The sequence below is a fragment of the Streptomyces mexicanus genome (assembly GCF_902506575.1).
GTDB classification, from domain to species: domain Bacteria; phylum Actinomycetota; class Actinomycetes; order Streptomycetales; family Streptomycetaceae; genus Streptomyces; species Streptomyces mexicanus.
Genome location: NZ_LR732544.1, coordinates 1989793 through 2016232 on the forward strand (window position 1 = coordinate 1989793; position 26440 = coordinate 2016232).

The window sequence follows — 26440 nt, forward strand, 5'->3', positions numbered from 1 at the left end:
GTCTCGGCGAGGGCGGTGCGTGCGGACACCGACCACCCTGTGACCTCGACTTCGCTTGAGGTCAAGTGGTCCGAGGGACCGAGGGGCTGAGCGGCCCGAGGGGCCGCCAGAGGGCCGCGGTGGACGGTCCGGGGGGCGCGGTGGCCCGAGGTGAGCGGGTGGGCGGGACACGGGAAAGGCCGCCCCAGCCGTACGGTGGGGCGGCCTTCAGGTGGCTCGCGGCGCCTGCCGTGGACCGGCTCCTCACGATGGTGCCCTGAGCAGTCGGTCACCGGCGGCGGTCACGCGCGGTGGTCACGTGGTGTGCTCACGCGCGGCCGGTCACGGGCACCTGGTGCGTCGGCGGGCCAGCAGCGCGAGGGTCACCAGCGCCGCGCCCGCCGCACCCGCGATCATCACCGTGCGCGGGTGACTGCGGCAGGCCTGCACGGCGTCGCTGACGGGCCGCGCCACCGAGCGCCCCGCGCGGCCGGCCGTCCGCTGCACCCGGTCTCCTGCCTGGCCGGCCGTCTCCCGCACCTGCTGCCGGGTCTGCCCGGCCTTCTCCTGGGTGCGCCGGCCGACCTGCCCGGCGCCGTCCTGCGCCCGGTGGCCCACCCGGCTCGCCTTCTCCTGCGCGCGGTGCCCGGCGTGGCTGACCTTCTCCTGTGCGCGGTGCCCGGCCTGCGCGGCGGTGCTGCGCAACTGGACCGTCATCGCGCCGGCCTTGTCGCGCAGATCGGTCGCGCGCGCCCGGGCACGGCCCTTCACGTCGGCCTTCGCGGCCAGTTCCTCGACCGTGTCACCGAGTTGGCGCCGGGTCCGCTCGATCTGCAGCCGCAACTCGTCGGGGCCTTTCGCGCCGACGGCGCGCGCGGCACCGCCGTCCGCCCCCTGGGTCCTGTCCGTCATCGGTGGTGCGCCCTTTCCTTGATCTCCTCGACATCCGCCCGGACGCTGCCGATCGTCCGCTGCGGTGTGGGCGGTCCGATCCGCCGCAACTGGGCCCGGCCGGTCAGGGCCAGCGCTCCGGCGATCAGGAACAGCACACCGGCCACGACCAGCGCCGCCGCCCATACGGGCAGCACCAGTGAGAGGGCCGCGCCGGCCGCTCCGGCGAGCGCGAACAGGCCGACGTAGCCGAAGGCGCCCGCGGCGCCCAGCAGTCCGCCGCCGCGTCCCGCGCGCCGGCCCTTCGCCGACAGTTCCTCCTTGGCGAGGGCCACTTCCTGCCGTACCAGCAGGGAGAGCTGTTCGGTGGCCTGGTGAACGAGGTCGCCCACCGAGCGCTGGCCCGTCGGGTGTCCGTTCACCGAGCGGCGCTCGTCGTGCACAGTTCTGGCGTCGATGGTCCCGGTCACGGTGTCCCGCCTCCTCTCGGTCCGGAACACCCCGGGTACCCCGGGCGGGGCCGCGTTACCCGTGCCCCGTGCCGCCCGCCCCGCGCTCGCCGAGCCGGGCCAGCTGGGTCTGGAACCAGTCGAGCCTCGCCTGCAACAAAGCGGCCTCCGCGACGAGTTCGGGCACACCGAGCCCGTCGGGCCCGCCCGCTCCGGCGGGCTCACCGGGCGCCCCGGCCACGTCGACGGCACCGCCCGCCCCGCCCTCGGCGAGGACCCGCAGCCCGTTCCCGGCCAGCCGGGCGAACCCCGCGAGCGTGACGGAGGTACGGCCGCGCACACAGCCCGCGCACACACCGGTCAGCGCCCGTACGCCGGGCCGCCCCCAGCCGGCGTCGGCCAGGGCGACGGCGGGCGCCCCGCACGCGCAGGGGCCGACGGTCATGGTGCGCACCCGCTGGCGGGCGTAACGGAAGCCGCGCTCGAAGCGGATGTAGGCGCCGAGGACCGAGACCTCCAGGAGCACGGCGGTGCGGTGCTCGGCGGTGCACAGCAGGGCCTCGGCGGCGGTGCGCTCGTGCACGCAGTGGAAGCCGCAGTCGCACAGCCGGGCGGGCGGGCGGTGGCGGCGGCCGTACACGCAGGCCGCGTCCGCGACGACGCCGTAGGGCAGCGCACCGCCGAGCGACACTCCGGTGAAGCCTGCCCAGGTGCCGTCCTGGGACAGCACCGGGTGGGCGATCTTGTAGCCGGTCGGCGGCTCCGTCGGGCGTTCCGTCGGCAGCCGCAGCCTCATCGGGCGGCCGGGACCTCTTCGGGTTCTTCGGACGCGGCGGCCCGCGGTGCGAGGGTGCCCTCGACGCGCTCGCGGTCGGGGTGCTCGACCTCCTCGGGGGTGAGCCGCGGCTGCTGCTCCTGCGCGACTCCGGTGGCCAGTGCCTTGCCGAGCTTCATGACGCCTCCATGAGCTGCCGGTCGGTGACCTCCTGAACCATGGTGACCCATCCGGGCGGGTTTGCCCACAGGGCAGAGCGCGATCGTGAAGCAAAGCTTTCCCGTACAGCGCAGGAGAATTAAGTGGAGCTGTAGGAAGGTGGTGGCGACACTGTCGGCATGACATCACCGGTCACACCTGCACCACTCCTGGGCCGTGCCCTGTGCGCCATGATCACGCCGTTCACCGCCGCCTCGGACGCGCCGGACCTGCCGGGCGCCCAGCACCTCGCCGCCCGCCTGGTGGCCGAGGGATGTGACGGCCTGGTGCTCAACGGCACGACGGGCGAGTCGCCGACCACGACGGACGCCGAGAAGGCGGCGTTGATCCGGGCGGTGCGCGAGGCGGTCGGCGAGCGGGCCTCGATCATCGCGGGCGTGGGCACCTCTGACACCCGGCACACCGTGGAACTCGCCCGCGCGGCCCACAAGGCGGGGGCCGACGCCGTGCTGGTGGTGACGCCGTACTACAGCAAGCCGCCGCAGGACGCGGTCGAGGCGCACTTCCGCGCCGTCGCGGACGCAAGCCCCCTGCCCGTCGTGCTCTACGACATCCCCGCCCGCACCGGCACCCGCATCGAACCCGACACCCTGCTCCGGCTCGCCGAGCACCCCGGCATCGTTGCGGTGAAGGACTGCTCCGGTGATCTGCTCGGCATCCAGAAGGTGCTGGCACACAGCCAGTTGGCCGTCTACGCCGGCAGCGACGAACACAACCTCGCGCTGTACGCGGTGGGCGGCACCGGCTACGTCAGCACGGTGGCGAACGCGGTCCCGCGTCACCTGCGCGCCGTGCTGGAGGCGTTCGACGCGGGCGACACCGCCCGGGCCGCCCGGCTCCAGCAACAGGCCACCGAACTCATCGAGTTGACGCTGCATGCGGGACTGCCCGGCACGGTCACCGTCAAGGGCCTGCTCGGCGCCCTCGGGCTTCCGGCGGGCCCGGTCCGCGCGCCCCTGCGGCCGGCCGCCCCGGCCGCGGTCGACGCTCTGCTGGCCGCGTACGCGCGGCTGACCGCGGGGTGAGCGTCGGAGACGATCGTGACGGCGGCCGCCCTGCGGCCGAGCGGACGGAGCACAGCGGCGCACCCGCCTCCGGCCCGCGTGTACCTCGGGCCGGAGGCCGCTCGGACGCTCGGGCTCGCGGGCGGTCAGGCGGTCAGGCGGTCAGGCGGTGAAGGGGATCGGGTGGATCTCGTCGGGGCGGTGCCCGGCGCGTTCGTGGACGCGCCGCACCGCTTCGGCCGAGGGCGCCTCGGAGAGGCAGTAGACGATCCCGGACTCCGGGTCCGCCCAGGCCTGCTCGAAGTGGACGCCTTCCTCCTTCTCGACGGCGAGATCGGCCTCGTGCGCCTGGTGCAACTGGTCGGCCGTGATGCCCTGCATCCCGTGATGGACGTCCATGAACCGGGGCATGGGAGCACGCCTCCTTCCGGCTGCCGTGTCCCGGCGTCCGAACGGCGCCGGGCCGGCTCGCCCTGCTCTGTCCTCTCCATCCTGGGCCCGCACGGCCGTGCGGGCGACCAGGGGCCGGGCCGGTCCGCGAGGCGGCGGAGGCGACCGCCTCGGTGACCGGCCGGGGCCGCGGGGTCAGTTGTGGCTGTGCAGGATCTCGTTCAGGCCGCCCCAGACCGCGTTGTTCGGGCGGGCCTCGACCGCGCCGGTGACCGAGTTGCGGCGGAAGAGGATGTTGGAGGCGCCGTTCAGCTCGCGGGCCTTGACGATCTGGCCGTCGGGCAGGGTCACACGGGTGCCCGCGGTGACGTACAGGCCGGCCTCGACCACGCACTCGTCGCCGAGCGCGATGCCCACGCCCGCCTCGGCACCGATCAGGCAGCGCTCGCCGATGGAGATGATCACATTGCCGCCGCCGGAGAGGGTACCCATGGTGGAGGCGCCGCCGCCGATGTCCGAGCCGTCGCCGATCACGACGCCGGCGGAGATGCGGCCCTCGACCATGGAGGTGCCGAGGGTGCCCGCGTTGAAGTTGACGAAGCCTTCGTGCATGACCGTGGTGCCCTCGGCGAGGTGGGCGCCCAGGCGGACCCGGTCGGCGTCGGCGATGCGCACGCCCTTGGGGACGACGTAGTCCGTCATGCGGGGGAACTTGTCGATCGAGGTGACCTGCAGGTGCAGGCCCTCGGCGCGGGCGTTCAGGCGCACCTTCTCGATGTCGTCCACGGCGACCGGGCCGAGCGAGGTCCAGGCGACGTTGGCGAGGTGACCGAAGATGCCGTCCAGGGACTGGCCGTGCGGCTTGACCAGGCGGTGCGAGAGCAGGTGCAGGCGCAGGTAGACGTCGTGGGCGTCGATCGGCTTCTCGTCCAGCGAGGCGATGACCGTGCGGACCGCTACCACCTCCACGCCCCGGCGGGCGTCCGGGCCGATGGCCGCCGTCGCGCCGCCGCCCAGCAGCTGCGCGGCCTGCTCGGCGGACAGCCGCTCGGTACCGGCCGGTCCGGGCTGGTCCGTCAGCTCGGGCGCGGGGAACCAGGTGTCGAGAACGGTGCCGTCGGAGGCGATCGTGGCAAGTCCGGCGGCCACGGCGCCGGTGGTGCGGGTAGCAGACTCGGTCATGGGACAAAACCTAACGTGAGCGGGGTCGTGAGGGCGAACCGCGTCTCACCTGCCGGGCGCGGCGTCAGGGGCCGGTCGGGGCCCGGGGCCGGCAGGTGATCCAGGCGCGGCGCCAGGGGGCGATCCGGGCGCGACGGCGGGGCGGCCGATGACCCGCGCCAGCACCTCGCGCGCGTACGCCTCGTCGTACGGCGTGCCCGTGAGCAGCGCCTGTAGACAGATGCCGTCCATCAGCGCCACCAGCGCGCGGGCGGTGACCGGGTCGGTGCGGCGGGCGAGCAGCGCGGCCAGGTCGTCGGCCCACTCGGCGGCCACCGGGCGCAGGGCGGGGCGGCGCAGGGCGGCGAGATACAGCTCGTACTCCAGTTCCACCCCGGTGCGGTCGCCCGCCAGCCACTCCCCCATCAGGCCCGCCAGTTCCCCGGCGAGGTCGGCACCCGGATCGCTCAGCCCGCCGCGGGCGGCGATCACCTTGGCGAAGCCCTCACTGGCCTGGCGCAGGGCGGAGACCAGCAGGTCGTCCAGGGTGGCGAAGTGGTACGTCGTGGAGCCCAGCGGGACGTCCGCCTCGGCCGCCACCGTGCGGTGGCTCAGACCGGCGATGCCCTTGCGGCCCACCACGCGGATCGCCGCGTCGATGATCCGCTGCCGGCGCTCGGGGTCGTAGCGGCGGGGCATCAGTGCGCTCCGCCGAGGTTCAGCACCACCACGCCGCCGATGATCAGCACGATCCCGGCGATCTTGGCCGCGTCGAGGCCCTCGCCGAACAGGAGCAGGCCGAGCGCGGCGACGGCCGCGGTGCCGATGCCGGACCAGATGGCGTAGGCCGTGCCGATGGACACCGACTTCAGGGTCTGGGCCAGCAGCAGGAAGGACAGCACATAGCCGAGGAGGGTCACCAGCGACGGCCCGAGCCGGCTGAAGCCCTCGCTGTACTTCATCGCGGTGGTGGCGGCGACTTCCGCGGCGATGGCGCCGGCGAGCATCACGTATCCCATGCCGGGGAGCGTACCGGCCGTTGTGTACGGCCGTACACAACCGTGCGGCCGTACACGACCGTGCGGTGCGGACCGGCGCGGGCGGGTGCGGACACAGGAAGACGGCGGGATCCCGAACGGATCCCGCCGTCTTCTCGTCGGTCTCGGACGTCGATCTCAGACGTTGAACCCGAGCGCGCGCAGCTGCTCGCGGCCGTCGTCGGTGATCTTGTCGGGGCCCCACGGCGGCATCCAGACCCAGTTGATGCGCAGCTCGTTGACGATGCCCTCGGTCGCGGACCGGGCCTGGTCCTCGATGACGTCGGTCAGCGGGCACGCCGCCGAGGTCAGGGTCATGTCGACGGTGGCCACGTTGGAGTCGTCGATGTGGATGCCGTAGATCAGGCCGAGGTTGACGACGTCGATGCCCAGCTCGGGGTCGACGACGTCCATCAGGGCCTCGCGGAGTTCCTCCTCCGAGACCGGCTTCATCTCAGCGGTGTCGGTCATGCCGTCTTCCTTTCGGCTTCGGCGCCGCCCAGCGCCTGGGCCGTCGCGTCCTTCCACGCCATCCAGCTCAGCAGGGCGCACTTGACCCGCGCGGGGTACTTGGAGACGCCGGCGAAGGCGACCGCGTCCTCCAGCACGTCCTCCATCGCGTCGTCGGGTTCGATCCGGCCCTTGGACTGCATCAGCTCCAGGAAGGTCTCCTGGATCTTCTGCGCCTCGGCCAGCTCCTTGCCGACCAGGAGGTCGTTGAGCACGGAGGCCGATGCCTGGCTGATGGAACAGCCCTGGCCCTCGTAGCTGACGTCCTCGATCGTCGTGCCGTCGTACTTGACGCGAAGCGTGATCTCGTCGCCGCACGTCGGGTTCACGTGGTGCACCTCGGCGTCGCCGTCCCGCAAGCCCCGACCGTGCGGGTTCTTGTAGTGGTCCAGGATGACGTCCTGGTACATGGAGTCCAGCTTCACGCCTCAGCCCCTCATCCGAAGAAGTTCCGTACGTGCTCCAGGCCGTCGACCAGGGCGTCGATCTCCGCCGGCGTGGAGTACAGATAGAACGACGCTCGCGTGGTCGCAGGAATTCCGTACCGCAGGCAGACGGGGCGGGCGCAGTGGTGGCCGACCCGGACCGCGATGCCCTGCTCGTCGAGGACCTGACCCACGTCGTGCGGGTGGATGTCACCGAGCGTGAAGGAGATCGCCGCGCCGCGGTCCTCGGCCGTGGTGGGGCCGATGATCCGCAGGTCGGGGACCTGGGCGAGCCGCTTCACCGCGTACTCGGTGAGCGCGTGCTCGTGGGCGAGGACCTTGTCCATGCCGATGGAGTTCAGGTAGTCGATCGCCGCGCCCAGGCCGACGGCCTGCGCGATCGGCGGGGTGCCCGCCTCGAACTTGTGCGGCGCCGGCGCGTACGTCGAGGAGTGCATCGACACCGTCTCGATCATCTCGCCGCCGCCGAGGAACGGAGGCAGGTCCTCCAGCAGTTCCTGGCGGCCCCACAGCACGCCGATGCCGGTCGGGCCGCACATCTTGTGGCCGGTGAAGGCCACGAAGTCGGCCTGCAGCGCCTGCACGTCCAGCGGCATGTGCGGCGCGGCCTGGGAGGCGTCGACGCACACCAGGGCGCCCACCTCCTGGGCGCGGCGCACGATCGCCTCGACCGGGTTGACGGTGCCGAGGATGTTGGACACCAGCACGAAGGAGACGATCTTCGTCTTCTCCGTGATGACCTCGTCGATGTTCGACAGGTCCAGGCGGCCGTCCTCGGTCAGGCCGAACCACTTCAGCTTCGCGCCCGTGCGCTGCGCCAGCAGCTGCCAGGGCACGATGTTGGAGTGGTGCTCCATCTCCGTGATGACGATCTCGGTGTCGGAGTCCACCCGGTAGGGCTCGTCCGCCCAGCCCAGCATGTTCGCCACGAGATTCAGCGACTCCGAGGCGTTCTTGGTGAAGACCACCTCGTCGCGGCTGGGCGCGTTGATGAACGCGGCGACCTTGTCGCGCGCGCCCTCGTACAGCGCCGTGGCCTCCTCGGCGAGCACGTGTACCCCGCGGTGGACGTTGGCGTTGTGCTGTTCGTAGTACTCGGAGAGCACGTCGAGCACCTGGCGCGGGGTCTGCGAGGTCGCCGCGTTGTCCAGGTACACGAGCTTGCGCCCGTCGTGGACCAGGCGGTCCAGGATGGGGAAGTCCTTGCGGATCGCCTCGGTGTCGAGGAGGCCCGGCAGCTCTGTCACTCGGATGCGCCACCCTTCGTGTACGCCTCGTAGCCCTCGTTCTCCAGCTTGTCCGCCAGCTCGGGGCCGCCGGACTCGACGATGCGGCCGCCGGCGAAGACGTGGACGTGGTCGGGCTTGATGTAGCGCAGGATGCGCGTGTAGTGCGTGATCAGCAGGGTGCCGACCGCGCCGGTCTCGCGGACACGGTTGACGCCCTCGGAGACGATCCGCAGCGCGTCGACGTCCAGACCGGAGTCCGTCTCGTCCAGGATCGCGATCTTCGGCTTGAGCAGCTCCAGCTGGAGGATCTCGTGGCGCTTCTTCTCACCGCCGGAGAAGCCCTCGTTGACGTTGCGCTCGGCGAAGGAGGGGTCCATGTGGAGACGCTCCATGGTCTCCTTGACCTCCTTCACCCAGGTGCGCAGCTTGGGGGCCTCGCCGCGGATGGCGGTGGCGGAGGTGCGCAGGAAGTTGGAGACGGAGACGCCGGGGACCTCCACCGGGTACTGCATCGCCAGGAACAGGCCCGCGCGGGCGCGCTCGTCGACGGACATCTCCAGGACGTCCTCGCCGTCGAGGGTGACGGTGCCGCCGGTGATCGTGTACTTGGGGTGACCGGCGAGCGAGTAGGCGAGGGTCGACTTGCCCGAGCCGTTGGGGCCCATGATGGCGTGCGTCTCGCCCTGCTTCACGGTCAGGTCGACGCCCTTGAGGATCTCCTTCGTGGCGTTGTCGGCCTCGACGGTGACGTGCAGGTCTCGGATTTCAAGCGTTGCCATGGGTGCCTCAGGACTCCTGGGAGAGGGAGACGAGCACGTCGTCCCCTTCGATCTTTACGGGGTAAACGGGGACGGGACGCGTCGCCGGAAGTGCGTCGGGCTTTCCGGAACGGAGGTCGAAGCGCGAGCCGTGCAGCCAGCACTCGATGTGGCAGTCGTCGACCTCGCCCTCCGACAGCGAGACGTTCGCGTGCGAGCAGATGTCGTGGATGGCGAACACCTCGCCCTCGGTGCGCACCACGGAAACGGGCGTGCCGTCGATCTCCACCCGCTTGGGGGTGTCGTCCTCCAGCTCGCTCAGCCCGCAGACGCGTACGAAGGCGTTGCTCATGCGACCGACGCCTCCAGCTCCTCCTCGATCTTGGCGAGCAGGCGCTCCTCGATGTCCTTCACGCCGATCTGCTGGACCAGCTCGGCGAAGAAGCCGCGGACCACCAGGCGGCGGGCCTCGTGCTCCGGGATGCCGCGGGCCATCAGGTAGAACAGCTGCTCGTCGTCGAAGCGGCCGGTGGCGGAGGCGTGGCCGGCGCCGACGATCTCGCCCGTCTCGATCTCCAGGTTCGGCACGGAGTCGACCCGGGCGCCGTCGGTGAGCACCAGGTTCCGGTTCATCTCATAGGTGTCCGTGCCCTCGGCCTTGGCCTCGATGAGCACGTCACCGATCCACACCGCGTGCGCGTCGTCGCCCTGGAGCGCGCCCTTGTAGGCGACGTTCGACTTGCAGTGCGGGGCGCCGTGGTCGACGAAGAGGCGGTGCTCCTGGTGCTGGCCGGCGTCGGTGAAGTACAGCCCGTACATCTCCACCTCGCCGCCGGGGCCGGCGTAGGTGACCCGCGGGTGCAGCCGGACCAGGTCGCCGCCGAAGGTGACGACCACGGACTTGAAGGAGGCGTCGCGGCCGACCAGCGCGTTGTGCTGGGCGACGTGGACGGCCTTGTCGTCCCAGTCCTGGACGGAGACGACGGTCAGCTTGGCGCCGTCACCGAGGACGTAGTCGACGTTCGCGGCGAGCACCGCGTCACCGGTGTGGTCGATGACGACGACGGCCTCGGCGAACGCGCCCACCTCGACGACCTGGTGGCCGAAGGCGGTGCCGCCCTCGCCGTGCACCGCGATGCGGATCGGCTCGCTCAGCACGGTCTCCTTCGGCACGGTGACGACCGACGCCTGCTCGAAGGCGGAGTACGCCTGGGCGGCGACGCGGTCGACCGGCGTGCCGGCCTTGCCGAGCCGGGCGTCGTCGCGGCCGACGGTCTCGACGGTGACGCCCTCGGGCGCCTCGACGACGACCTTCACGCCCTGGCCGGTGGCGACGGCGGTGCCGTCGTGCAGGCCGCGCAGGCGCTCGAGCGGGGTGAACCGCCACTCCTCCTCACGGCCGTGCGGGACGGGGAAGTCCGCCACGTCGAAGGACGGCGGCGCGCTCATGCGCGTGGCGACGGTCGACTCGGCGGCGACCGCGATCGAGCCCGCGGTGGTGGATCCCACGGGGATGTTCTGGGCCTCAGCCATGGCTGTCGTAATGCTCGCTTTCCGTTGCGTATGGGGCTTGACGGGGGCGGGGAGGGCCGGGGTCGTGCCCCGGCCCGGGCCGGGGATTAACCGACCGCGCCCTCCATCTGCAGCTCGATCAGCCGGTTCAGCTCCAGCGCGTACTCCATGGGCAGTTCCTTGGCGATCGGCTCGACGAAGCCGCGCACGATCATCGCCATCGCCTCGTCCTCCGACAGGCCGCGGCTCATCAGGTAGAAGAGCTGGTCCTCGGAGACCTTGGAGACGGTGGCCTCGTGGCCCATGGACACGTCGTCCTCGCGGACGTCGACGTAGGGGTAGGTGTCCGACCGGGAGATGGTGTCCACCAGCAGCGCGTCGCACAGCACGTTGGACTTGGAGCCGGCGGCGCCCTCGCCGATCTCGATCAGACCGCGGTAGGAGGTACGGCCACCACCGCGCGCGACCGACTTGGAGACGATGTTGGACGAGGTGTTCGGCGCCATGTGGACCATCTTGGCGCCGGCGTCCTGGTGCTGGCCCTCGCCGGCGAAGGCGATGGACAGCGTCTCGCCCTTGGCGTGCTCGCCCATCAGGTAGACGGCCGGGTACTTCATCGTCACCTTGGAGCCGATGTTGCCGTCGATCCACTCCATGGTCGCGCCCTCGTAGGCCACGGCGCGCTTGGTGACCAGGTTGTAGACGTTGTTCGACCAGTTCTGGATGGTCGTGTAACGGCAGCGGGCGTTCTTCTTGACGATGATCTCGACGACCGCGGAGTGCAGCGAGTCCGACTTGTAGATCGGCGCGGTGCAGCCCTCGACGTAGTGCACGTAGGCACCCTCGTCGACGATGATCAGGGTCCGCTCGAACTGGCCCATGTTCTCCGTGTTGATGCGGAAGTAGGCCTGCAGCGGGATCTCGACGTGGACGCCCGGCGGCACGTAGATGAAGGAGCCGCCGGACCACACGGCGGTGTTCAGCGCGGCGAACTTGTTGTCACCGGCCGGGATGACCGTGCCGAAGTACTCCTTGAAGAGCTCCGGGTGCTCCTTGAGCGCGGTGTCGGTGTCGAGGAAGATGACGCCCTGCTCCTCCAGGTCCTCGCGGATCTGGTGGTAGACGACCTCCGACTCGTACTGGGCCGCGACACCGGCGACGAGGCGCTGCTTCTCCGCCTCGGGGATGCCGAGCTTGTCGTACGTGTTCTTGATGTCCTCGGGCAGGTCCTCCCAGGACTCCGCCTGCTTCTCCGTGGAGCGCACGAAGTACTTGATGTTGTCGAAGTCGATCCCCGACAGGTCCGAGCCCCAGTTCGGCATGGGCTTCTTCTCGAAGAGCCTCAGGCCCTTGAGGCGGAGCTTGGTCATCCACTCCGGCTCGGACTTCTTGGCGGAGATGTCCCGGACGACGTCCTCGTCCAGGCCGCGGCGCGCCGACGCACCGGCCACGTCCCGGTCGGCCCAGCCGTATTCGTACTTGCCCAGGCCCTCGAGTTCGGGGTGGGCAGTCTCCGTGGGGAGAGTCATGCGGGGTTCCTCCCGGCCGTGCTAGCAGATGCGGTGTCGCTGGACTTGGAAATCTTGGGGATGAACGTCGTGCAGACGCCGTCGCCGTGGGCGATGGTCGCCAGCCGCTGGACGTGCGTTCCCAGCAGTTCGGCGAAGACCTCCGTCTCCGCCTCGCACAGCTGCGGGAACTGTTCCGCGACGTGGGCGACCGGGCAGTGGTGCTGGCAGAGCTGCTCACCCTGTTGCGGGAGGGGCGCGCTGCGCGCCGTAGCAGCGTACCCGTCCGCGCTCAGCGCCTTGGCCAGCGCTTCGGTGCGCCGGTCCGGACCGGCCGTCTCGATCGCCTCGCGGTACGCGCTCGCCTGGGCGGCGAGCCGGGCCCGGGCGAAGGCGGCGACCGCCTCCCGGCCGCCCTCCCGCTCGGCGATCCAGCGCAGCGCGTCCACGGCCAGCTGGTCGTAGGACTGGTCGAAGGCGTCCCGGCCGCAGTCGGTGAGCGCGAAGACCTTGGCGGGCCGGCCGCGCGTGCGCGCCCCGTACACCCGGCGCTCGCGGGCCTCGACCACGTCATCGGCGACCAGGGCGTCCAGATGACGCCGTACGGCCGCCTGGGTGAGTCCCAGCCGTTCGGCCAGCTCGGCGACGGTCGACGGGCCGTGGTCCAGGATGGAGCGCGCGACCCGGTTGCGTGTGGAACGGTCCGAACGCATCCCGGCCGCGAGTTCCTCCTGAGGGGCCCCCGTGGGGGTCTCCCGAGCCTCGCCGACGTTTTTCACAACGCCATTGTTGCGTAATTCCGCGGAGCCTGACAAGCGACCTCCATCGGGCCGGACGGTGCCCTGCATCACTTAGGTATACCTAACGTGACCTGCGGAAACGATCTCCGATCGATCAAAGAGCCCCGTCCGGCGCCCCGATGGGCGAGACTGCCACCCATGTCCGCACCCTCTCCCACCGGCCCACTCGTCACCCGCCGCTCGCTCGCCGAGGGGCTGCGCGACCTCGGCGTCCGCCCCGGCGAGCTGCTCCTGGTGCACTCCTCCCTCAGCTCACTCGGCTGGGTGTGCGGCGGGGCCGTCGCGGTCGTCCAGGCACTCCTGGACGCCCTCGGCCCGGACGGCACCCTCGTGGTGCCCACCCAGTCCGGCGACCTGTCCGACCCTGCGGTGTGGAGCAGCCCGCCGGTGCCCGAGCAGTGGTGGGAGGAGATCCGGGCCACGATGCCCGCGTACGACCCGCGGATCACGCCCACCCGCGGGGTCGGCGTGATCCCCGAGACCGTGCGCACCTGGCCGGGCGCCCGGCGCAGCGCGCATCCCCAGACGTCGTTCGCGGCGATCGGGCCGCGCGCCGCCGAGATCACGGACGGGCACGCCGCCGACTGCCGCCTGGGCGAGCGCAGCCCGCTCGCCCGGCTGGAGGCCGCCGGCGCCCGGGTGCTGCTGCTCGGCGCCGGATACGCCTCCTGCACCTGCTTCCACCTGGCCGAATACCGCATCCCCGCACCGCGCGTCGCCGTGGGCCGGCCCGGGCCGCACGGCTGGGAGGTGGTCACCGAGGTGTCGATCACCTCCGACCGCTTCGACGAGCTGGGACACGACTTCGAACGCGACCGGCCGGTCGTGCGCGGCACGGTCGGGGCGGCCACGGCCCGGCTGTTCCCCCTGGCCGACGCGGTGGCCTACGCCGAACGCTGGCTGCCGGTGCACCGCCCCCGCGAGGAGGGCGTCCACGAGGCGGGCGTCCATGGGGAGGCCGTTCGGGCGGAGGACGTCCGCGCGGAGGACGTCCACGGGGAGGACATCACCCACCCCCACGGCTGAAAGGTCCGGCGCGTCCCTAGACTCTGATGCCATGCACAGTGAGCCCGTGGTCCAGGTCCAGGCCCTGGTGAAGCGGTACGGCACGAAGACCGCGGTGGACGGCCTCGACCTGGTGGCCCGGGCGGGCATCACCGCCGTCCTCGGCCCCAACGGCGCCGGCAAGACGACCACGGTCGAGACCTGCGAGGGCTACCGGAAGCCGGACTCCGGCACGGTGCGCGTCCTGGGCCTCGACCCCGTCGCCCAGGCCGCCGAGCTGCGCCCCCGCATCGGGGTCATGCTGCAGTCCGGCGGCGTCTACTCCGGCGCGCGCGCCGAGGAGATGCTGCGGCACATCGCCAAGCTGCACGCCCACCCGCTGGACGTGGACGCCCTGATCGAACGGCTGGGGCTGGGCAGCTGCGGGCGCACCAGCTACCGCCGGCTGTCCGGCGGGCAGCAGCAGCGGCTCGCGCTCGCCATGGCCGTGGTCGGCCGGCCCGAGCTGGTCTTCCTCGACGAGCCGACCGCCGGACTCGACCCGCAGGCCCGCCGGGCCACCTGGGACCTGGTGCGTGACCTGCGCGCCGACGGCGTGTCCGTGATCCTCACCACGCACCACATGGACGAGGCCGAACAACTCGCCGACGACGTCGCCATCGTCGACGCCGGCCGGGTCATCGCCCAGGGCTCCCCCGAGGAACTGTGCCGCGGCGGCGCCGAGAACACGCTGCGCTTCACCGGCCGCCCCGGCCTGGACGTCGCCTCCCTGCTCAAGGCGCTGCCCGCCGACTGCTCGGCCGCCGAGCTGACACCGGGCGCCTACCGGGTCAACGGCAAGGTCGACCCGCAACTGCTCGCCACGGTGACGTCCTGGTGCGCGCAGCACGGCGTGATGCCCGACCGGATCTCCGTCGAGCGGCACACACTGGAGGACGTCTTCCTGGAGCTGACCGGCAAGGAGCTGCGCTCGTGACCACCGCCACCTCCATCCCCACCGGCGCCTACACGCCGAAGCCCGGCGCGGCCCCGCTGCCCCGCATGATCGCGGCGCAGGCGGCGCTGGAGACGAAGATGCTGCTGCGCAACGGCGAACAGCTGCTGCTCACCGTGGTCATCCCGACGCTGCTGCTGGTGCTGTTCAGCTCCGTGGACATCGTCGACACCGGATCGGGCCGGTCCGTGGACTTCCTCACGCCCGGCGTGCTGGCGCTGGCCGTGATGTCGACGGCGTTCACCGGGCAGGCCATCGCCACCGGTTTCGAACGCCGCTACGGCGTGCTGAAGCGGCTGGCCGCCTCGCCGCTGCCGCGTTGGGGCCTGATGACCGCCAAGACGGCGTCGGTGCTGGTCACCGAGATCCTTCAGGTGATCCTGCTGACCGTGATCGCCTTCGCGCTGGGCTGGTCCCCGCACGGCAACCCGTTCGCGGTGCTGCTGCTGATGGTGCTGGGCACGGCCGCCTTCTCCGGGCTCGGCCTGCTCATGGCCGGGACGCTGAAGGCGGAGGCCACGCTGGCCGCCGCCAACCTGGTCTTCCTGCTGCTGCTGGTCGGCGGCGGGGTGGTCGTGCCGCTGGACAAGTTCCCCGCCGGCGCCCAGGACGCGCTCGGCCTGCTGCCCATCTCGGCCCTGTCCGACGGGCTGCGGGACGTGTTGCAGCACGGCGCCGGGATGCCGTGGGGCGACATGGGGATCCTCGCCGTCTGGGCGGTCGTGGGGCTGGCGGCCGCTGGGAAGTTCTTCCGCTGGGAGTAGGCCCCGGAGGCATCCCGTGCACACGGCTCGGAGCGACCCTCGTGAAAGCGTGCACAAGCGGACGCCTACCATGGGACGCGTGCCAAAGCTGACCCGCGCCGACGCCGCATCCGCCGCGCGCAACCCGCTCGCCTTCATCGCCGCACGCTGGACCCCGCAGCCGAGGACCGTCCAGCGGGCGGCGCTGGCCGCCCTCGTGATGGCGGTCGTCATCGTCGTCACCGGCGGCGCCGTCCGCCTGACCGGCTCGGGTCTGGGCTGCCCGACCTGGCCGACCTGCACCGACGACTCACTGACCACCACCCGGGCCATGGGCTTCCACGGGGTCATCGAGTTCGGCAACCGCATGCTGACGTACGTGCTGTGCGCGGCCGTCGGCTGGGCGATCATCGCCGCGCGGTCGCAGAAGCCGTGGCGGCGCTCCCTGACGAGGCTGGGCTGGGCACAGTTCTGGATCGTGATGGGCAACGCGGTGCTCGGCGGCGTCGTCGTCCTCGTCGGCCTGAACCCCTACACGGTCGCGGCGCACTTCCTGCTGTCCACGGCGCTGATCGCGGTGGCCACGGTCATGTGGCAGCGCACCCGCGAGGGCGACGCCGCCCCGCGTCCGCTCGTCGGCAAGGCGGTGCAGCAGCTGGTGTGGTTCCTGGTCGCGGCGAGCGTGCTGCTGATCGGGGTGGGCACGGTGGTGACCGGCGCCGGCCCGCACGCGGGCGACTCCAAGGAGGTCTACCGCATCCCGATCGACTGGGAGACGGTGGCCAAGCTGCACGCGGTGCTCGCCTGGATCGTGGTGACGCTGACGTTCGCGCTGTGGTTCGTGCTCAAGGCCGTGGACGCGCCCAAGGGGCCGCTGAGCCGCACGCGGGATCTGTTCGTCGTGCTCCTGTTGCAGGGCGCCATCGGCTACATCCAGTACTTCACCCACCTCCCCGAGGTCCTGGTGGCCCTGCACATGCTCGGCTCGTGCCTGATGTGGATCGGGGTGCTGCGGGTGCTGCTGTCGCTGCGGGAGCGGCCGGAGACGGTACCGGCTCAGCTGCCGGAGCAGTCCGCCGAGGCCGCGCTCACCAAGGCGTAGCCCCGGCGTACCTTCCGGCGGGTCACTCCAGCCCGTACACCCGCCGCGCGTTGCCCGCCGCGACCATCCCCGCCACCCGCTGCGCGTCCGCCGGTGACCAGGCGCCCTCGGCGACCCAGGCGCCCAGCACGCGGCCCAGCGCCTCGCGGAACAGGCGGGCGGCCACCACGTGCAGCTCGGGCAGGCCGTGCGCCCCGCTGGAGAAGAGCACCTTGCCGAACGGGGCCAGCTCCAGGACCTCCGCGAGGATCGTGGCGGCCCGCGCCCCGGTGCGCACCAGGGCGGCGCCCGCGTCGGCGTACACGTGCGGGAAGACGCCGGCCAGGTGGGCGGCGTGCCGGTGGTAGGGGTAGCCGTGCAGCAGGACCAGGTCGGTGCCCAGGCCCGCGGTGGCCCGGACGAAGTCCGTCAGGAGCACCGGATCGGTGCGGTCGATGCGCACGCCCGGTTCGCCGAGCCCCGCGTGCAGCTGCAGCGGCCGGCCGGAGGCGACCGCGCTCCACAGCAGGTGCCGCAGCAGCACCGGGTCGCTCAGCTGCCCGCCGACCCGCCGCGCCGCCAGCCAGCGGCCCGCGGCGCCGCGCACCTGGCCGGGACCGGGCGGTTCGGGTGCGAGCGCCAGGCCGTGGCGCAGGCCCGCCACGGAGGTGAAGGCGACCGCGTGCGCGGCGGCGCCGTGCACGGCCTCGGCGAGGTTGGCGAGGAAGGACTCCACGGTGCCGGAGGTGTCCGCGACCTGCTCGGCGAGGAGTTCCAGGCGGACGATCTCGTGGGCGGCGGCGTCCGCGGCGCAGGCCATCTCGCCCGGGCCGGTGAGGTCCCCGGGCAGTCCCGTGTCCACGAGGTAGGTGGTGATGCCGCTGCCCCGCAGCAGCCTGCGGCCGGCCTCCAGGACGCCCAGTTCGCGGCGCCGGGCGAGGTAGCGGGCGGGCGGGCAGTGCGGTTCCAGGCCGAGCAGCGGCGGGCACCAGCGGCGTACGGCGAAACCGGTCTGCGTGTCGAAGAGGGTGGTGCCGGGCGCGGGCGGGCCCTCGGTGCGGGCCAGCTGGGCCTCGAAGGTGCCGAGGCCCAGCTCCGTTCTCAGGACGCCGTGGCAGTGCTGGTCCACGAGGGACGGCGTGTCGATCATCCGGGGCTCCCGTGGGTGGACCGCTTGCTCCATGGGTCCTAACGGGTGAACCGGCCGTCAGGTGTTGCTCGGCCGTCGCCTCCGCGGCGCGGGCTCCGCCGGCCGCCCGGGACTCGCCTCCGCCGCCCGGCCCGTCTCAGCGGTTGCTCGGGCCGCCCAGCTGGATCCCCGCCATGCGGGACCACTCGTACCGGCCCGTCTTGACCTTCGCGGCCAGCTCGCCGTCGAACGCCTCGTGGACGGTGATCCCGGACCTCTCCACGGCCTTCTCGGCGACGGCGTAGCTGGGGGCCACGATGTCACCCCAGGCGCCGTCCTCGCCGACGAGGACGATACGGGCGCCGCGCTGCCCGAGGTACGCGACCTGCCCCTCGGCCCCTCCGTGGGCCTTGGAGAAGGAGCCGATGCGGTGGGCGAGGCGGGCCGCCGTCCGCTCGGCCTTGGTGTCAGCCTGTTGCGTGTCTGCCATGCCTGGAGACTACCCACGGGTAGCCGAAACGGCGACGGGCGGGGTGCGTGGCCTTGACCACGACACCCCGCCCGTCGGCGAGAGAGTCCCTCAGGGGACTGTGACCTAGCGCAGGAACGGGTCCACCGCGACCGCGACGAACACGATCGACACGTAGGTGATGGACCAGTGGAACAGGCGCATCTCCTTCAGCTTCGCGCCGGTCACCTCGGCCTTGGCCCGGTTCTGCAGCGCGTGCGCCTCCCACAGCCAGAAGCCGCCGGCCGCCAGGGCCACCACCGTGTAGAACCAGCCCGTGTAGCCGAGCGGCGTCAGCAGCAGCGAGACGAGGACCATGACCCAGCTGTAGATCACGATCTGCTTGGCGACGACCTTGTTCGAGGCGATGACCGGCAGCATCGGCACGCCGACGCGCGCGTAGTCGTCCTTGACCTTCATGGACAGCGGCCAGTAGTGCGGCGGCGTCCAGAAGAACATGACGAGGAAGAGGATGACGGGCGCCCAGGACATGGAGTTCGTGACCGAGGACCAGCCGATCAGCACCGGCATGCAGCCGGCGATGCCGCCCCACACGATGTTCTGCGACGTGCGCCGCTTGAGGATCATCGTGTAGACGACGACGTAGAACAGCAGCGCGCCGAGCGACAGCCACGCCGACAGCCAGTTGACGGTGAAACCGAACAGCAGCGTGGAGACGACCGCCAGCGTGATGCCGAAGGCCAGGCACTCGCGTGGGCTGACCATGCCGGTGACCAGTGGCCGCTGCGAGGTGCGGTCCATCAGCGCGTCGATGTCGCGGTCGATGTACATGTTCAGGGCGTTGGCGCCGCCCGCGGACAGGTAGCCGCCGACGCAGGTGAGCAGCACCAGCTTCATGTCGGGCACACCCTGCTGCGCCAGGAACATCACCGGAACGGTGGTGATCAGCAGCAGCTCGATGATCCGCGGCTTGGTCAGTGCCACGAACGCCTTGACACGGGCCCCGAACGGCCGGTGGCTCGGGCTCTGGCCTGCACCGAGTTCCCCCATCGCCTGAACGGCATGGGCGGTGCCCCCACCCGTTGGACGGGATTCGACGGCCGTCACGCACACCCCTGACAGAGACATCCCAGCGAGCCCCCACCCCCGTGAACTCACGGTAAAGGCTCGCGCGTACCACGCCACTGTAGACGTTGCCCAGACCCGGACATTCGCGGGGGTGGTGTCGTGTTGGCCGCACCCGCCTGCGGGGCCCCTCCGCCGGGGCCGCCGCACCCCCTCCGCTCCCCGGCGCGGGGGCCTGCGCCGCGTCGCGCCGGAGTGCGCGGGCAGGTCACCGGGAGCGCCGCGCGAAGAGTTGTCCGACGGGCGCGACACAGCTCGATTGAGCGATCGAATGAGCGCCTGCGTATTCAGGTGCGGAATGCGGAACGCGCGGGTCGGGAGGCGGATTTCCAGAAGTCCCGGCAGTCTGGAATCGCTCGAAAAAATGCACGTCCTTACGGGGGTAGGCTCAGCAATGCCGGCCGACGCCGAGAACGCCGGCAGCCGGTGCGTGGTCATGTGCACCGGCATCCGACATGTGGAGAGGAGCCCTGACCCAGGGTGAGCACCAAGCCGACCACCACAGACCTCGAGTGGACCGAGCTGGACCAGCGTGCGGTGGACACCGCGCGTGTCCTGGCCGCCGACGCCGTACAGAAGGTCGGCAACGGCCATCCCGGTACGGCGATGAGCCTGGCGCCCGCCGCCTACACCTTGTTCCAGAAGGTGATGCGGCACGACCCGGCCGATCCGCAGTGGGTGGGGCGCGACCGCTTCGTGCTGTCCGCCGGCCACTCCTCCCTGACCCTGTACACCCAGCTGTACCTGGCGGGCTTCGGCCTGGAGCTGGACGACCTGAAGTCCTTCCGCACCTGGGGTTCGAAGACCCCCGGTCACCCGGAGTACGGCCACACCAAGGGCGTGGAGACCACGACCGGCCCGCTGGGCCAGGGCGTGGCCAACGCGGTGGGCATGGCGATGGCCGCCCGCTACGAGCGCGGCCTGTTCGACCCCGAGGCCCCGGCGGGCGAGTCCCCCTTCGACCACTACATCTACTGCATCGCCGGTGACGGCTGCCTGCAGGAGGGCATCTCCGCGGAGGCGTCCTCGCTGGCCGGGCACCAGAAGCTGGGCAACCTGATCCTGCTGTGGGACGACAACCACATCTCGATCGAGGGCGACACCGAGACCGCCGTCTCCGAGGACACCGTCAAGCGGTACGAGGCCTACGGCTGGCACGTGCAGCGCGTGGAGCCGCAGGAGAACGGCGACCTGGACCCGCGGGCGATCTACGCCGCGATCCAGGAGGCGAAGAAGGTCACCGACAAGCCGTCGTTCATCGCGATGCGCTCGATCATCGCCTGGCCGGCCCCCAACGCGCAGAACACCGAGGCCGCGCACGGTTCGGCCCTCGGCGAGGACGAGGTCGCGGCCACCAAGCGGGTCCTCGGCTTCGACCCGGAGAAGCACTTCGAGGTCGCCGACGAGGTCATCGAGCACACCCGTAAGGCACTGGAGCGCGGCCGGCAGGCCAAGGCCGAGTGGGAGAAGTCCTTCCAGGCCTGGCGCGAGGCGAACGCCGAGCGGGCCGCCGAGTACGACCGGATCGCCAAGGGCGAGCTGCCCACCGGCTGGGACGAGAAGATCCCGGTGTTCGAGACGGGCAAGTCGGTCGCGACCCGCGCCGCCTCCGGCAAGGTGCTCCAGGCGCTCGGCGAGGTGATCCCCGAGCTGTGGGGCGGCTCCGCCGACCTCGCCGGCTCCAACAACACCACCATCGACAAGACGTCGTCGTTCCTGCCGGAGGGCAACCCGCTGCCCGAGGCCAGCCCCTACGGCCGCACCATCCACTTCGGCATCCGCGAGCACGCGATGGCCGCGGAGATGAACGGCATCACGCTGCACGGCAACACCCGCGTCTACGGCGGCACCTTCCTGGTGTTCTCCGACTACATGCGCAACGCCGTGCGCCTGTCGGCCCTGATGCACCTGCCGGTGACGTACGTGTGGACGCACGACTCCATCGGCCTGGGCGAGGACGGCCCCACCCACCAGCCGGTGGAGCACCTGGCCTCGCTGCGCGCCATCCCGGGCCTGAACGTGGTCCGCCCGGCCGACGCCAACGAGACCGCCATCGCCTGGCGGGAGATCCTCGCGCGCTGGACCAAGGAGTACGGCAAGGGCCAGCCGCACGGTCTCGCCCTGACCCGTCAGGGCGTGCCGACCTACGAGCCCAACGACGACGCCGCCCGCGGCGGCTACGTCCTGTTCGAGGCCGAGGGCGGTGAGCCGCAGGTCGTCCTGATCGCCACCGGCTCCGAGGTGCACGTCGCCGTCGAGGCGCGCGAGCAGCTGCAGGCCGAGGGCATTCCCACCCGTGTGGTGTCCATGCCCTGCATCGAGTGGTTCGAGGAGCAGGACCAGGGGTACCGGGACAGCGTGCTGCCTCCGGCCGTGCGGGCGCGCGTGGCGGTCGAGGCGGGCGTGGGCCTGTCGTGGCACAAGTACGTGGGGGACGCCGGTCGCATCGTCTCCCTGGAGCACTTCGGTGCGTCCGCCGACGGCAAGCTGCTGTTCAAGGAATTCGGCTTCACCGCCGAGAACGTGGCCGCAAAGGCCAAGGAATCCATCGCCGCCGCCCAGCGCTGACGCTCATAAACGACACGTAGGAGATGCAATTTCCATGACAGACGCACTCAAGCGCCTCTCCGACGAAGGCGTCGCGATCTGGCTGGACGACCTGTCGCGCAAGCGGATCACGTCCGGCAACCTCGCCGAGCTGATCGACCAGCAGCACGTCGTGGGCGTCACCACCAACCCGACGATCTTCCAGAAGGCGATCTCGCAGGGCGACGGCTACGACCAGCAGCTGACGGACCTGGCCGCCCGCAAGGTCACCGTGGAAGAGGCGATCCGCATGATCACCACGGCGGACGTCCGGGACGCCGCCGACATCCTGCGCCCGCTGTTCGACGCCACCGACGGCAAGGACGGCCGGGTCTCCATCGAGGTCGACCCGCGCCTGGCGCACAACACCCGGGCGACCGTCGCCGAGGCCCGCCAGCTGGCCTGGCTGGTGGACCGCCCCAACACCCTCATCAAGATCCCGGCCACCCAGGCGGGTCTGCCGGCGATCACCGAGACGATCGCCAACGGCATCAGCGTCAACGTCACGCTGATCTTCTCGCTGGAGCGCTACCGCAAGGTCATGGACGCCTACCTCACGGGTCTGGAGAAGGCCCGCGAGAAGGGCCTGGACCTGTCGAAGATCCACTCGGTGGCGTCGTTCTTCGTCTCCCGCGTGGACACCGAGATCGACCGGCGCATCGACGAGCTCGGCACCGACGAGGCCAAGGCGCTGCGCGGCAAGGCGGGCGTGGCCAACGCGCGCCTGGCCTACCAGGCGTACGAGGAGGTCTTCTCCTCGGACCGCTGGAGCGCGCTGGAGAACGCGGGCGCCAACCGGCAGCGTCCGCTGTGGGCGTCCACCGGTGTGAAGGACAAGGCGTACAAGGACACCATGTACGTCGAGGAGCTGGTCGCGCCGAACACGGTGAACACCATGCCCGAGGCCACGCTGCAGGCCACCGAGGACCACGGTGAGATCCGCGGCGACGCGATCAAGGGCACCTACGAGCAGGCCCGTGCCGACCTGGACGCGCTGGAGAAGCTCGGCATCTCCTACGACGACGTCGTCCAGGTCCTGGAGGACGAGGGCGTGGAGAAGTTCGAGTCCTCGTGGAACGACCTGCTGAAGTCGACCGAGGCGGAGCTGGAGCGCCTCGCTCCCGCGGAGGGCTGACACCTTGACCAGCGGTAACCCGCTGCGTGACCCCGCAGACCGACGGCTCCCGCGTATCGCGGGGCCGTCGGGCCTGGTCATTTTCGGCGTCACGGGCGATCTGTCCCGCAAGAAGCTGATGCCCGCCGTGTACGACCTCGCCAACCGGGGTCTGCTCCCGCCGGGCTTCTCGCTCGTCGGCTTCGCCCGCCGCGACTGGGAGGACGAGGACTTCGCCCAGGTCGTGCACGATGCCGTCAAGGAGCACTCCCGCACGCCGTTCCGCGAGGAGGTCTGGCAGCAGCTCAGCCAGGGCATGCGTTTCGTGCAGGGCACCTTCGACGACGACGAGGCCTTCGAACGGCTGCGCGCCACGATCGAGGACCTGGACAAGGCGCAGGGCACGGGCGGCAACTTCGCCTTCTACCTCTCCGTACCGCCCAAGTCCTTCCCCGTGGTGATCCAGCAGCTGAAGAAGCACCAGCTGGCGGAGCAGACCGGCGGCTCCTGGCGGCGCGCGGTCATCGAGAAGCCCTTCGGGCACGACCTGAAGTCCGCCGAGGAACTCAACGCCATCGTCCACGAGGTGTTCGCCCCGGACCAGGTCTTCCGCATCGACCACTACCTGGGCAAGGAGACCGTCCAGAACATCCTGGCGCTGCGTTTCGCCAACCAGATGTTCGAGCCGATCTGGAACCGGTCCTTCGTGGACCATGTGCAGATCACCATGGCCGAGGACATCGGCATCGGCGGCCGAGCCGGCTACTACGACGGCATCGGTGCCGCCCGGGACGTCATCCAGAACCACCTGCTGCAGCTGCTCGCCCTGACCGCGATGGAGGAGCCGGCCTCCTTCGACGCCGCCGCGCTCGCCGCGGAGAAGGAGAAGGTCCTCGGCGCGGTGCGGCTGCCCAAGGACCTGGGCGCCTCGACGGTGCGCGGGCAGTACGCGGCCGGCTGGCAGGGCGGTGAGAAGGTCATCGGCTACCTCGAGGAAGAGGGCATCGACAAGAAGTCGAAGACCGACACCTACGCGGCCATCAAGCTGGAGATCGACAACCGCCGCTGGGCGGGCGTCCCCTTCTATCTGCGCACCGGCAAGCGCCTGGGCCGCCGCGTCACCGAGATCGCGGTCGTCTTCCAGCGCGCCCCGCACTCCCCCTTCGACACCACGGCGACGGAGGAGCTCGGCCAGAACGCGGTCGTCATCCGCGTCCAGCCCGACGAGGGCGTCACCGTGCGCTTCGGCTCCAAGGTGCCGGGCACGTCCATGGAGATCCGGGACGTGTCGATGGACTTCGCCTACGGCGAGTCCTTCACCGAGTCCAGCCCGGAGGCCTACGAGCGGCTCATCCTGGACGTGCTGCTGGGCGACGCCAACCTCTTCCCGCGCACGGAGGAGGTCGAGCTGTCCTGGAAGATCCTCGACCCGATCGAGGAGTACTGGGACACGCACGGCACGCCCGCGCAGTACCCGTCCGGGACGTGGGGGCCCGCCGAGGCGGACGAGATGCTCGCACGAGACGGACGGAGCTGGCGCCGGCCATGAAGATAGACCTGACCGACACCAATGCCGGAAAGATCAACAAGGCGCTGGTGGAGGGCCGCCGCGCCATCGGCACCCCGGCCGTCGGCATGGTGCTCACCCTCGTCATCGTCACCGACGAGGAGAACGCCTACGACGCGCTCAAGGCCGCCGGTGACGCCTCCCGCGAGCACCCCTCCCGCACGCTGGTCGTCATCCGGCGCGTCTCGCGCACCCTGCGCGACCGCACCTCCTCCCGGCTGGACGCCGAGGTCCGCGTCGGCGCCGACGCGGGCACCGGCGAGACGGTGGTCCTGCGGCTGTACGGCGAGGTCTGCGACCACGCCCAGTCGGTCGTGCTGCCGCTGCTGCTGCCGGACGCGCCCGGCGTCGTCTGGTGGCCGGTGAACGGCCCGCTGGACCCGGCCAGGGATCCGCTGGGCGCGCTGGCGCAGCGCCGCGTCACCGACACCTACGCCTGCGAGGACCCGCTGCGGGAACTGGCGGCGCGCGCCGAGGCCTACAGCCCCGGCGACACGGATCTGGCCTGGACCCGGATCACGCCGTGGCGCTCCATGCTGGCGGCGGCCCTGGACCAGGTCACCTGCGAGGTGAAGTCCGTGGAGGTGGAGGGCGAGGAGTTCAATCCGAGCTGCGAGCTGCTGGCGATGTGGCTCGCGGACCGGCTGGACGTGCCGGTGAAGCGCTCGATGTCCGCCGGGCCGGGGCTGACCGCGGGCCGCCTGGACACCACCTGCGGCCCGATCGCGCTGGACCGGGCCGACGGCCGGCTGGCCACCCTGTCCATCGAGGGGCAGCCGGAGCGCGCGGTGGCGCTGAAGCGGCGTGAGACGGCCGAGCTGATCGCCGAGGAACTGCGGCGGCTGGACCCGGACGACACCTACGCCTCGGCGCTGCGCTACGGCGTGTCCCGGTTGGGCGGGCCGGCGTCCGCGGACCGGCCGGATTCCCCGGCGGCCGCTCAGGACACCGTGTCCGCCGAGGAGCCGGTCGCGGTGGCCACACCCGAGGAGGAGGCGGTCAAGGCCCCCGCGCGGCGGGCGGCCGCCAAGACCGCCCGGAAGTCCCCGAACCGGAAGGCGACGGCGAAGTGAGCACTCCGCAACTGGTCGTCCACCGTGACAAGGAGCTGATGGCGCAGGCCGCCGCGGCCCGGCTGATCACGAAGATCGTGGACGCGCAGGCCTCGACGGGCTCGGCGAACGTGGTCCTGACCGGGGGCCGCAACGGCAACGGGGTGCTCGCCGCGCTGGCCGCGGCGCCCGCCCGCGACGCCATCGACTGGGGCCGCCTCGACCTGTGGTGGGGCGACGAGCGGTTCCTGCCGGAGGGCGACCCCGAGCGCAACGTCACGCAGGCCCGGCAGGCGCTGCTGGACGCGGTGCCGCTGGATCCCAAGCGCGTGCACGCCATGCCCGCGTCGGACGGCCCCTACGGCACGGACGTCGAGGCGGCGGCCGAGGCCTACGCCGAGGAGCTGGCCCGCGCGGCCGGCCCGCAGAACCACGGCGCGGTCCCGACCTTCGACGTGCTGATGCTCGGCGTGGGCCCGGACACGCACGTGGCCTCCCTGTTCCCGGAGCACCCGGGGGTGCGGGAGACCGAGCGCACGGTGATCGGCGTGCACGGCTCCCCGAAGCCGCCGCCCACCCGTATCTCGCTCACCCTGCCCGCGATCCGCTCCGCCCGCGAGGTGTGGCTGCTGGCGGCGGGCGAGGACAAGGCCAACGCGGTGGCGATGGCCCTGTCGGGCGCGGGCGAGATCCAGGCCCCCGCCGCGGGCGCCTACGGCCGGGCCCGCACCCTGTGGCTCCTGGACACGGCGGCGGCCTCGCAGCTGCCGCGGTCGCTGTATCCGCCGGCCTCGGCCTGAGGAACCTGCCGGGCCTGCCGGAGCTAAAGGGCCTGAAGGGCCTGAAGGGCCTGAGGCAGTGTCAGGTGCGAAGGCCTGACGGGCCGACAGGTCCGACGGCCGTCGAG

At 71.5% G+C, this 26440-nt stretch carries 29 protein-coding genes; 10 read left to right on the forward strand and 19 right to left on the reverse strand.

All coding sequences use genetic code 11. The features are described from left to right. Positions 1 to 321 precede the first annotated feature (321 nt). The 4 genes from GV126_RS08930 to GV126_RS35695 are packed head-to-tail and all read right to left on the reverse strand — an operon-like array spanning position 322 to position 2273. Entirely contained in the window at positions 322 to 891 is a 570-nt protein-coding gene (locus GV126_RS08930; protein WP_159664268.1) for a DUF3618 domain-containing protein, read from the reverse strand. After that, positions 888 to 1340: a phage holin family protein gene (locus GV126_RS08935; RefSeq protein WP_185947509.1), complete on the reverse strand. Its 453-nt coding sequence runs from the start codon at positions 1338 to 1340 to the stop codon at positions 888 to 890. The genes GV126_RS08930 and GV126_RS08935 overlap by 4 nt, the downstream gene beginning before the upstream one ends. Positions 1341 to 1395: 55 nt before the next feature. Then, positions 1396 to 2115, reverse strand: a complete 720-nt coding sequence (locus GV126_RS08940; protein WP_159664270.1) for a hypothetical protein — start codon at positions 2113 to 2115, stop codon at positions 1396 to 1398. Continuing rightward, positions 2112 to 2273: a hypothetical protein gene (locus tag GV126_RS35695; RefSeq protein WP_185947508.1), complete on the reverse strand. Its 162-nt coding sequence runs from the start codon at positions 2271 to 2273 to the stop codon at positions 2112 to 2114. The genes GV126_RS08940 and GV126_RS35695 overlap by 4 nt, the downstream gene beginning before the upstream one ends. A gap of 159 nt (positions 2274 to 2432) precedes the next feature. Between GV126_RS35695 and dapA the strand changes: the two genes are divergently transcribed. Continuing rightward, entirely contained in the window at positions 2433 to 3338 is a 906-nt protein-coding gene (gene dapA, locus GV126_RS08945) for a 4-hydroxy-tetrahydrodipicolinate synthase (RefSeq protein WP_159664272.1), read from the forward strand. Between the two features lie 141 nt (positions 3339 to 3479). On the opposite strand, the gene GV126_RS08950 is transcribed toward dapA, so the two are convergent. The 12 genes from GV126_RS08950 to GV126_RS09005 all read right to left on the reverse strand — a co-directional run bounded on the left by GV126_RS08950 (position 3480) and on the right by GV126_RS09005 (position 12647). Further along, positions 3480 to 3728 (reverse strand): SCO4226 family nickel-binding protein, encoded by a 249-nt coding sequence (locus GV126_RS08950; RefSeq protein WP_159664274.1) that lies wholly within the window; start codon positions 3726 to 3728, stop codon positions 3480 to 3482. Positions 3729 to 3902: 174 nt separating this feature from the next. Beyond that, positions 3903 to 4889, reverse strand: a complete 987-nt coding sequence (gene dapD / locus GV126_RS08955) for a 2,3,4,5-tetrahydropyridine-2,6-dicarboxylate N-succinyltransferase (protein WP_159664276.1) — start codon at positions 4887 to 4889, stop codon at positions 3903 to 3905. 45 nt (positions 4890 to 4934) lie between these two features. After that, positions 4935 to 5567, reverse strand: a complete 633-nt coding sequence (locus GV126_RS08960) for a TetR/AcrR family transcriptional regulator (protein WP_159664278.1) — start codon at positions 5565 to 5567, stop codon at positions 4935 to 4937. Further along, on the reverse strand, positions 5567 to 5887 hold the full coding sequence (locus GV126_RS08965; RefSeq protein ID WP_159664280.1) for a DMT family transporter: 321 nt from the start codon (positions 5885 to 5887) through the stop codon (positions 5567 to 5569). The genes GV126_RS08960 and GV126_RS08965 overlap by 1 nt, the downstream gene beginning before the upstream one ends. A gap of 156 nt (positions 5888 to 6043) precedes the next feature. Continuing rightward, positions 6044 to 6376 (reverse strand): metal-sulfur cluster assembly factor, encoded by a 333-nt coding sequence (locus tag GV126_RS08970; protein WP_028422658.1) that lies wholly within the window; start codon positions 6374 to 6376, stop codon positions 6044 to 6046. Next, positions 6373 to 6840, reverse strand: a complete 468-nt coding sequence (gene sufU, locus GV126_RS08975; RefSeq protein WP_028422657.1) for a Fe-S cluster assembly sulfur transfer protein SufU — start codon at positions 6838 to 6840, stop codon at positions 6373 to 6375. Before sufU ends, GV126_RS08970 begins: the two co-directional genes overlap by 4 nt. 11 nt (positions 6841 to 6851) lie before the next feature. Continuing rightward, positions 6852 to 8108, reverse strand: a complete 1257-nt coding sequence (locus GV126_RS08980) for a cysteine desulfurase (protein WP_159664282.1) — start codon at positions 8106 to 8108, stop codon at positions 6852 to 6854. Continuing rightward, positions 8105 to 8869, reverse strand: coding sequence for a Fe-S cluster assembly ATPase SufC (gene sufC, locus GV126_RS08985; RefSeq protein WP_159664284.1), 765 nt, complete (start codon positions 8867 to 8869; stop codon positions 8105 to 8107). Before sufC ends, GV126_RS08980 begins: the two co-directional genes overlap by 4 nt. 7 nt (positions 8870 to 8876) lie before the next feature. After that, on the reverse strand, positions 8877 to 9200 hold the full coding sequence (locus GV126_RS08990; RefSeq protein WP_028422654.1) for a non-heme iron oxygenase ferredoxin subunit: 324 nt from the start codon (positions 9198 to 9200) through the stop codon (positions 8877 to 8879). Next, positions 9197 to 10381, reverse strand: coding sequence for a Fe-S cluster assembly protein SufD (sufD, locus tag GV126_RS08995; protein ID WP_159664286.1), 1185 nt, complete (start codon positions 10379 to 10381; stop codon positions 9197 to 9199). Before sufD ends, GV126_RS08990 begins: the two co-directional genes overlap by 4 nt. A gap of 86 nt (positions 10382 to 10467) precedes the next feature. Beyond that, complete coding sequence (gene sufB, locus GV126_RS09000; protein WP_028422652.1) at positions 10468 to 11889, reverse strand: Fe-S cluster assembly protein SufB; 1422 nt, start codon at positions 11887 to 11889, stop codon at positions 10468 to 10470. Continuing rightward, positions 11886 to 12647, reverse strand: coding sequence for a helix-turn-helix transcriptional regulator (locus GV126_RS09005; protein ID WP_159664287.1), 762 nt, complete (start codon positions 12645 to 12647; stop codon positions 11886 to 11888). The genes sufB and GV126_RS09005 overlap by 4 nt, the downstream gene beginning before the upstream one ends. A gap of 159 nt (positions 12648 to 12806) precedes the next feature. Here GV126_RS09005 and GV126_RS09010 point away from each other — a divergent pair, with 159 nt between their 5' ends. The 4 genes from GV126_RS09010 (at position 12807) to GV126_RS09025 (ending at position 16512) form a co-directional block, all read left to right on the forward strand. After that, the gene (locus tag GV126_RS09010; RefSeq protein WP_159664288.1) at positions 12807 to 13694 is read left to right on the forward strand and encodes an AAC(3) family N-acetyltransferase; all 888 of its coding nucleotides are present in this window, start codon (positions 12807 to 12809) and stop codon (positions 13692 to 13694) included. A gap of 31 nt (positions 13695 to 13725) precedes the next feature. After that, positions 13726 to 14649: an ABC transporter ATP-binding protein gene (locus GV126_RS09015; protein WP_159664289.1), complete on the forward strand. Its 924-nt coding sequence runs from the start codon at positions 13726 to 13728 to the stop codon at positions 14647 to 14649. 65 nt (positions 14650 to 14714) lie between these two features. Further along, a complete protein-coding gene (locus tag GV126_RS09020) occupies positions 14715 to 15431 on the forward strand; it encodes an ABC transporter permease (protein WP_202035749.1) in 717 nt (238 codons plus the stop codon). A gap of 70 nt (positions 15432 to 15501) precedes the next feature. After that, positions 15502 to 16512, forward strand: coding sequence for a COX15/CtaA family protein (locus tag GV126_RS09025; protein ID WP_159664291.1), 1011 nt, complete (start codon positions 15502 to 15504; stop codon positions 16510 to 16512). 22 nt (positions 16513 to 16534) lie between these two features. On the opposite strand, the gene GV126_RS09030 is transcribed toward GV126_RS09025, so the two are convergent. From GV126_RS09030 to GV126_RS09040, 3 genes are all read right to left on the reverse strand, one after another. Beyond that, a complete protein-coding gene (locus GV126_RS09030) occupies positions 16535 to 17641 on the reverse strand; it encodes an amidohydrolase family protein (protein ID WP_159664292.1) in 1107 nt (368 codons plus the stop codon). 136 nt (positions 17642 to 17777) lie between these two features. After that, positions 17778 to 18110 carry a hypothetical protein gene (locus GV126_RS09035; protein ID WP_159664293.1) on the reverse strand — a complete coding sequence of 111 codons (333 nt, stop codon included), beginning with the start codon at positions 18108 to 18110 and terminating at the stop codon, positions 17778 to 17780. A gap of 105 nt (positions 18111 to 18215) precedes the next feature. Next, a complete protein-coding gene (locus GV126_RS09040) occupies positions 18216 to 19202 on the reverse strand; it encodes a heme o synthase (RefSeq protein WP_382222391.1) in 987 nt (328 codons plus the stop codon). A gap of 492 nt (positions 19203 to 19694) precedes the next feature. Here GV126_RS09040 and tkt point away from each other — a divergent pair, with 492 nt between their 5' ends. The 5 genes from tkt to pgl are packed head-to-tail and all read left to right on the forward strand — an operon-like array spanning position 19695 to position 26333. Next, the gene (gene tkt, locus GV126_RS09045) at positions 19695 to 21782 is read left to right on the forward strand and encodes a transketolase (protein ID WP_159664296.1); all 2088 of its coding nucleotides are present in this window, start codon (positions 19695 to 19697) and stop codon (positions 21780 to 21782) included. 34 nt (positions 21783 to 21816) lie between these two features. Then, on the forward strand, positions 21817 to 22935 hold the full coding sequence (gene tal / locus GV126_RS09050; protein ID WP_159664298.1) for a transaldolase: 1119 nt from the start codon (positions 21817 to 21819) through the stop codon (positions 22933 to 22935). Positions 22936 to 22939: 4 nt separating this feature from the next. Then, positions 22940 to 24463, forward strand: a complete 1524-nt coding sequence (zwf, locus tag GV126_RS09055; protein WP_159664300.1) for a glucose-6-phosphate dehydrogenase — start codon at positions 22940 to 22942, stop codon at positions 24461 to 24463. Beyond that, entirely contained in the window at positions 24460 to 25554 is a 1095-nt protein-coding gene (gene opcA / locus GV126_RS09060; RefSeq protein ID WP_159664302.1) for a glucose-6-phosphate dehydrogenase assembly protein OpcA, read from the forward strand. The genes zwf and opcA overlap by 4 nt, the downstream gene beginning before the upstream one ends. Next, on the forward strand, positions 25551 to 26333 hold the full coding sequence (pgl, locus tag GV126_RS09065) for a 6-phosphogluconolactonase (RefSeq protein ID WP_159664304.1): 783 nt from the start codon (positions 25551 to 25553) through the stop codon (positions 26331 to 26333). Before opcA ends, pgl begins: the two co-directional genes overlap by 4 nt. The last annotated feature ends 107 nt before the right edge of the window (positions 26334 to 26440 follow it).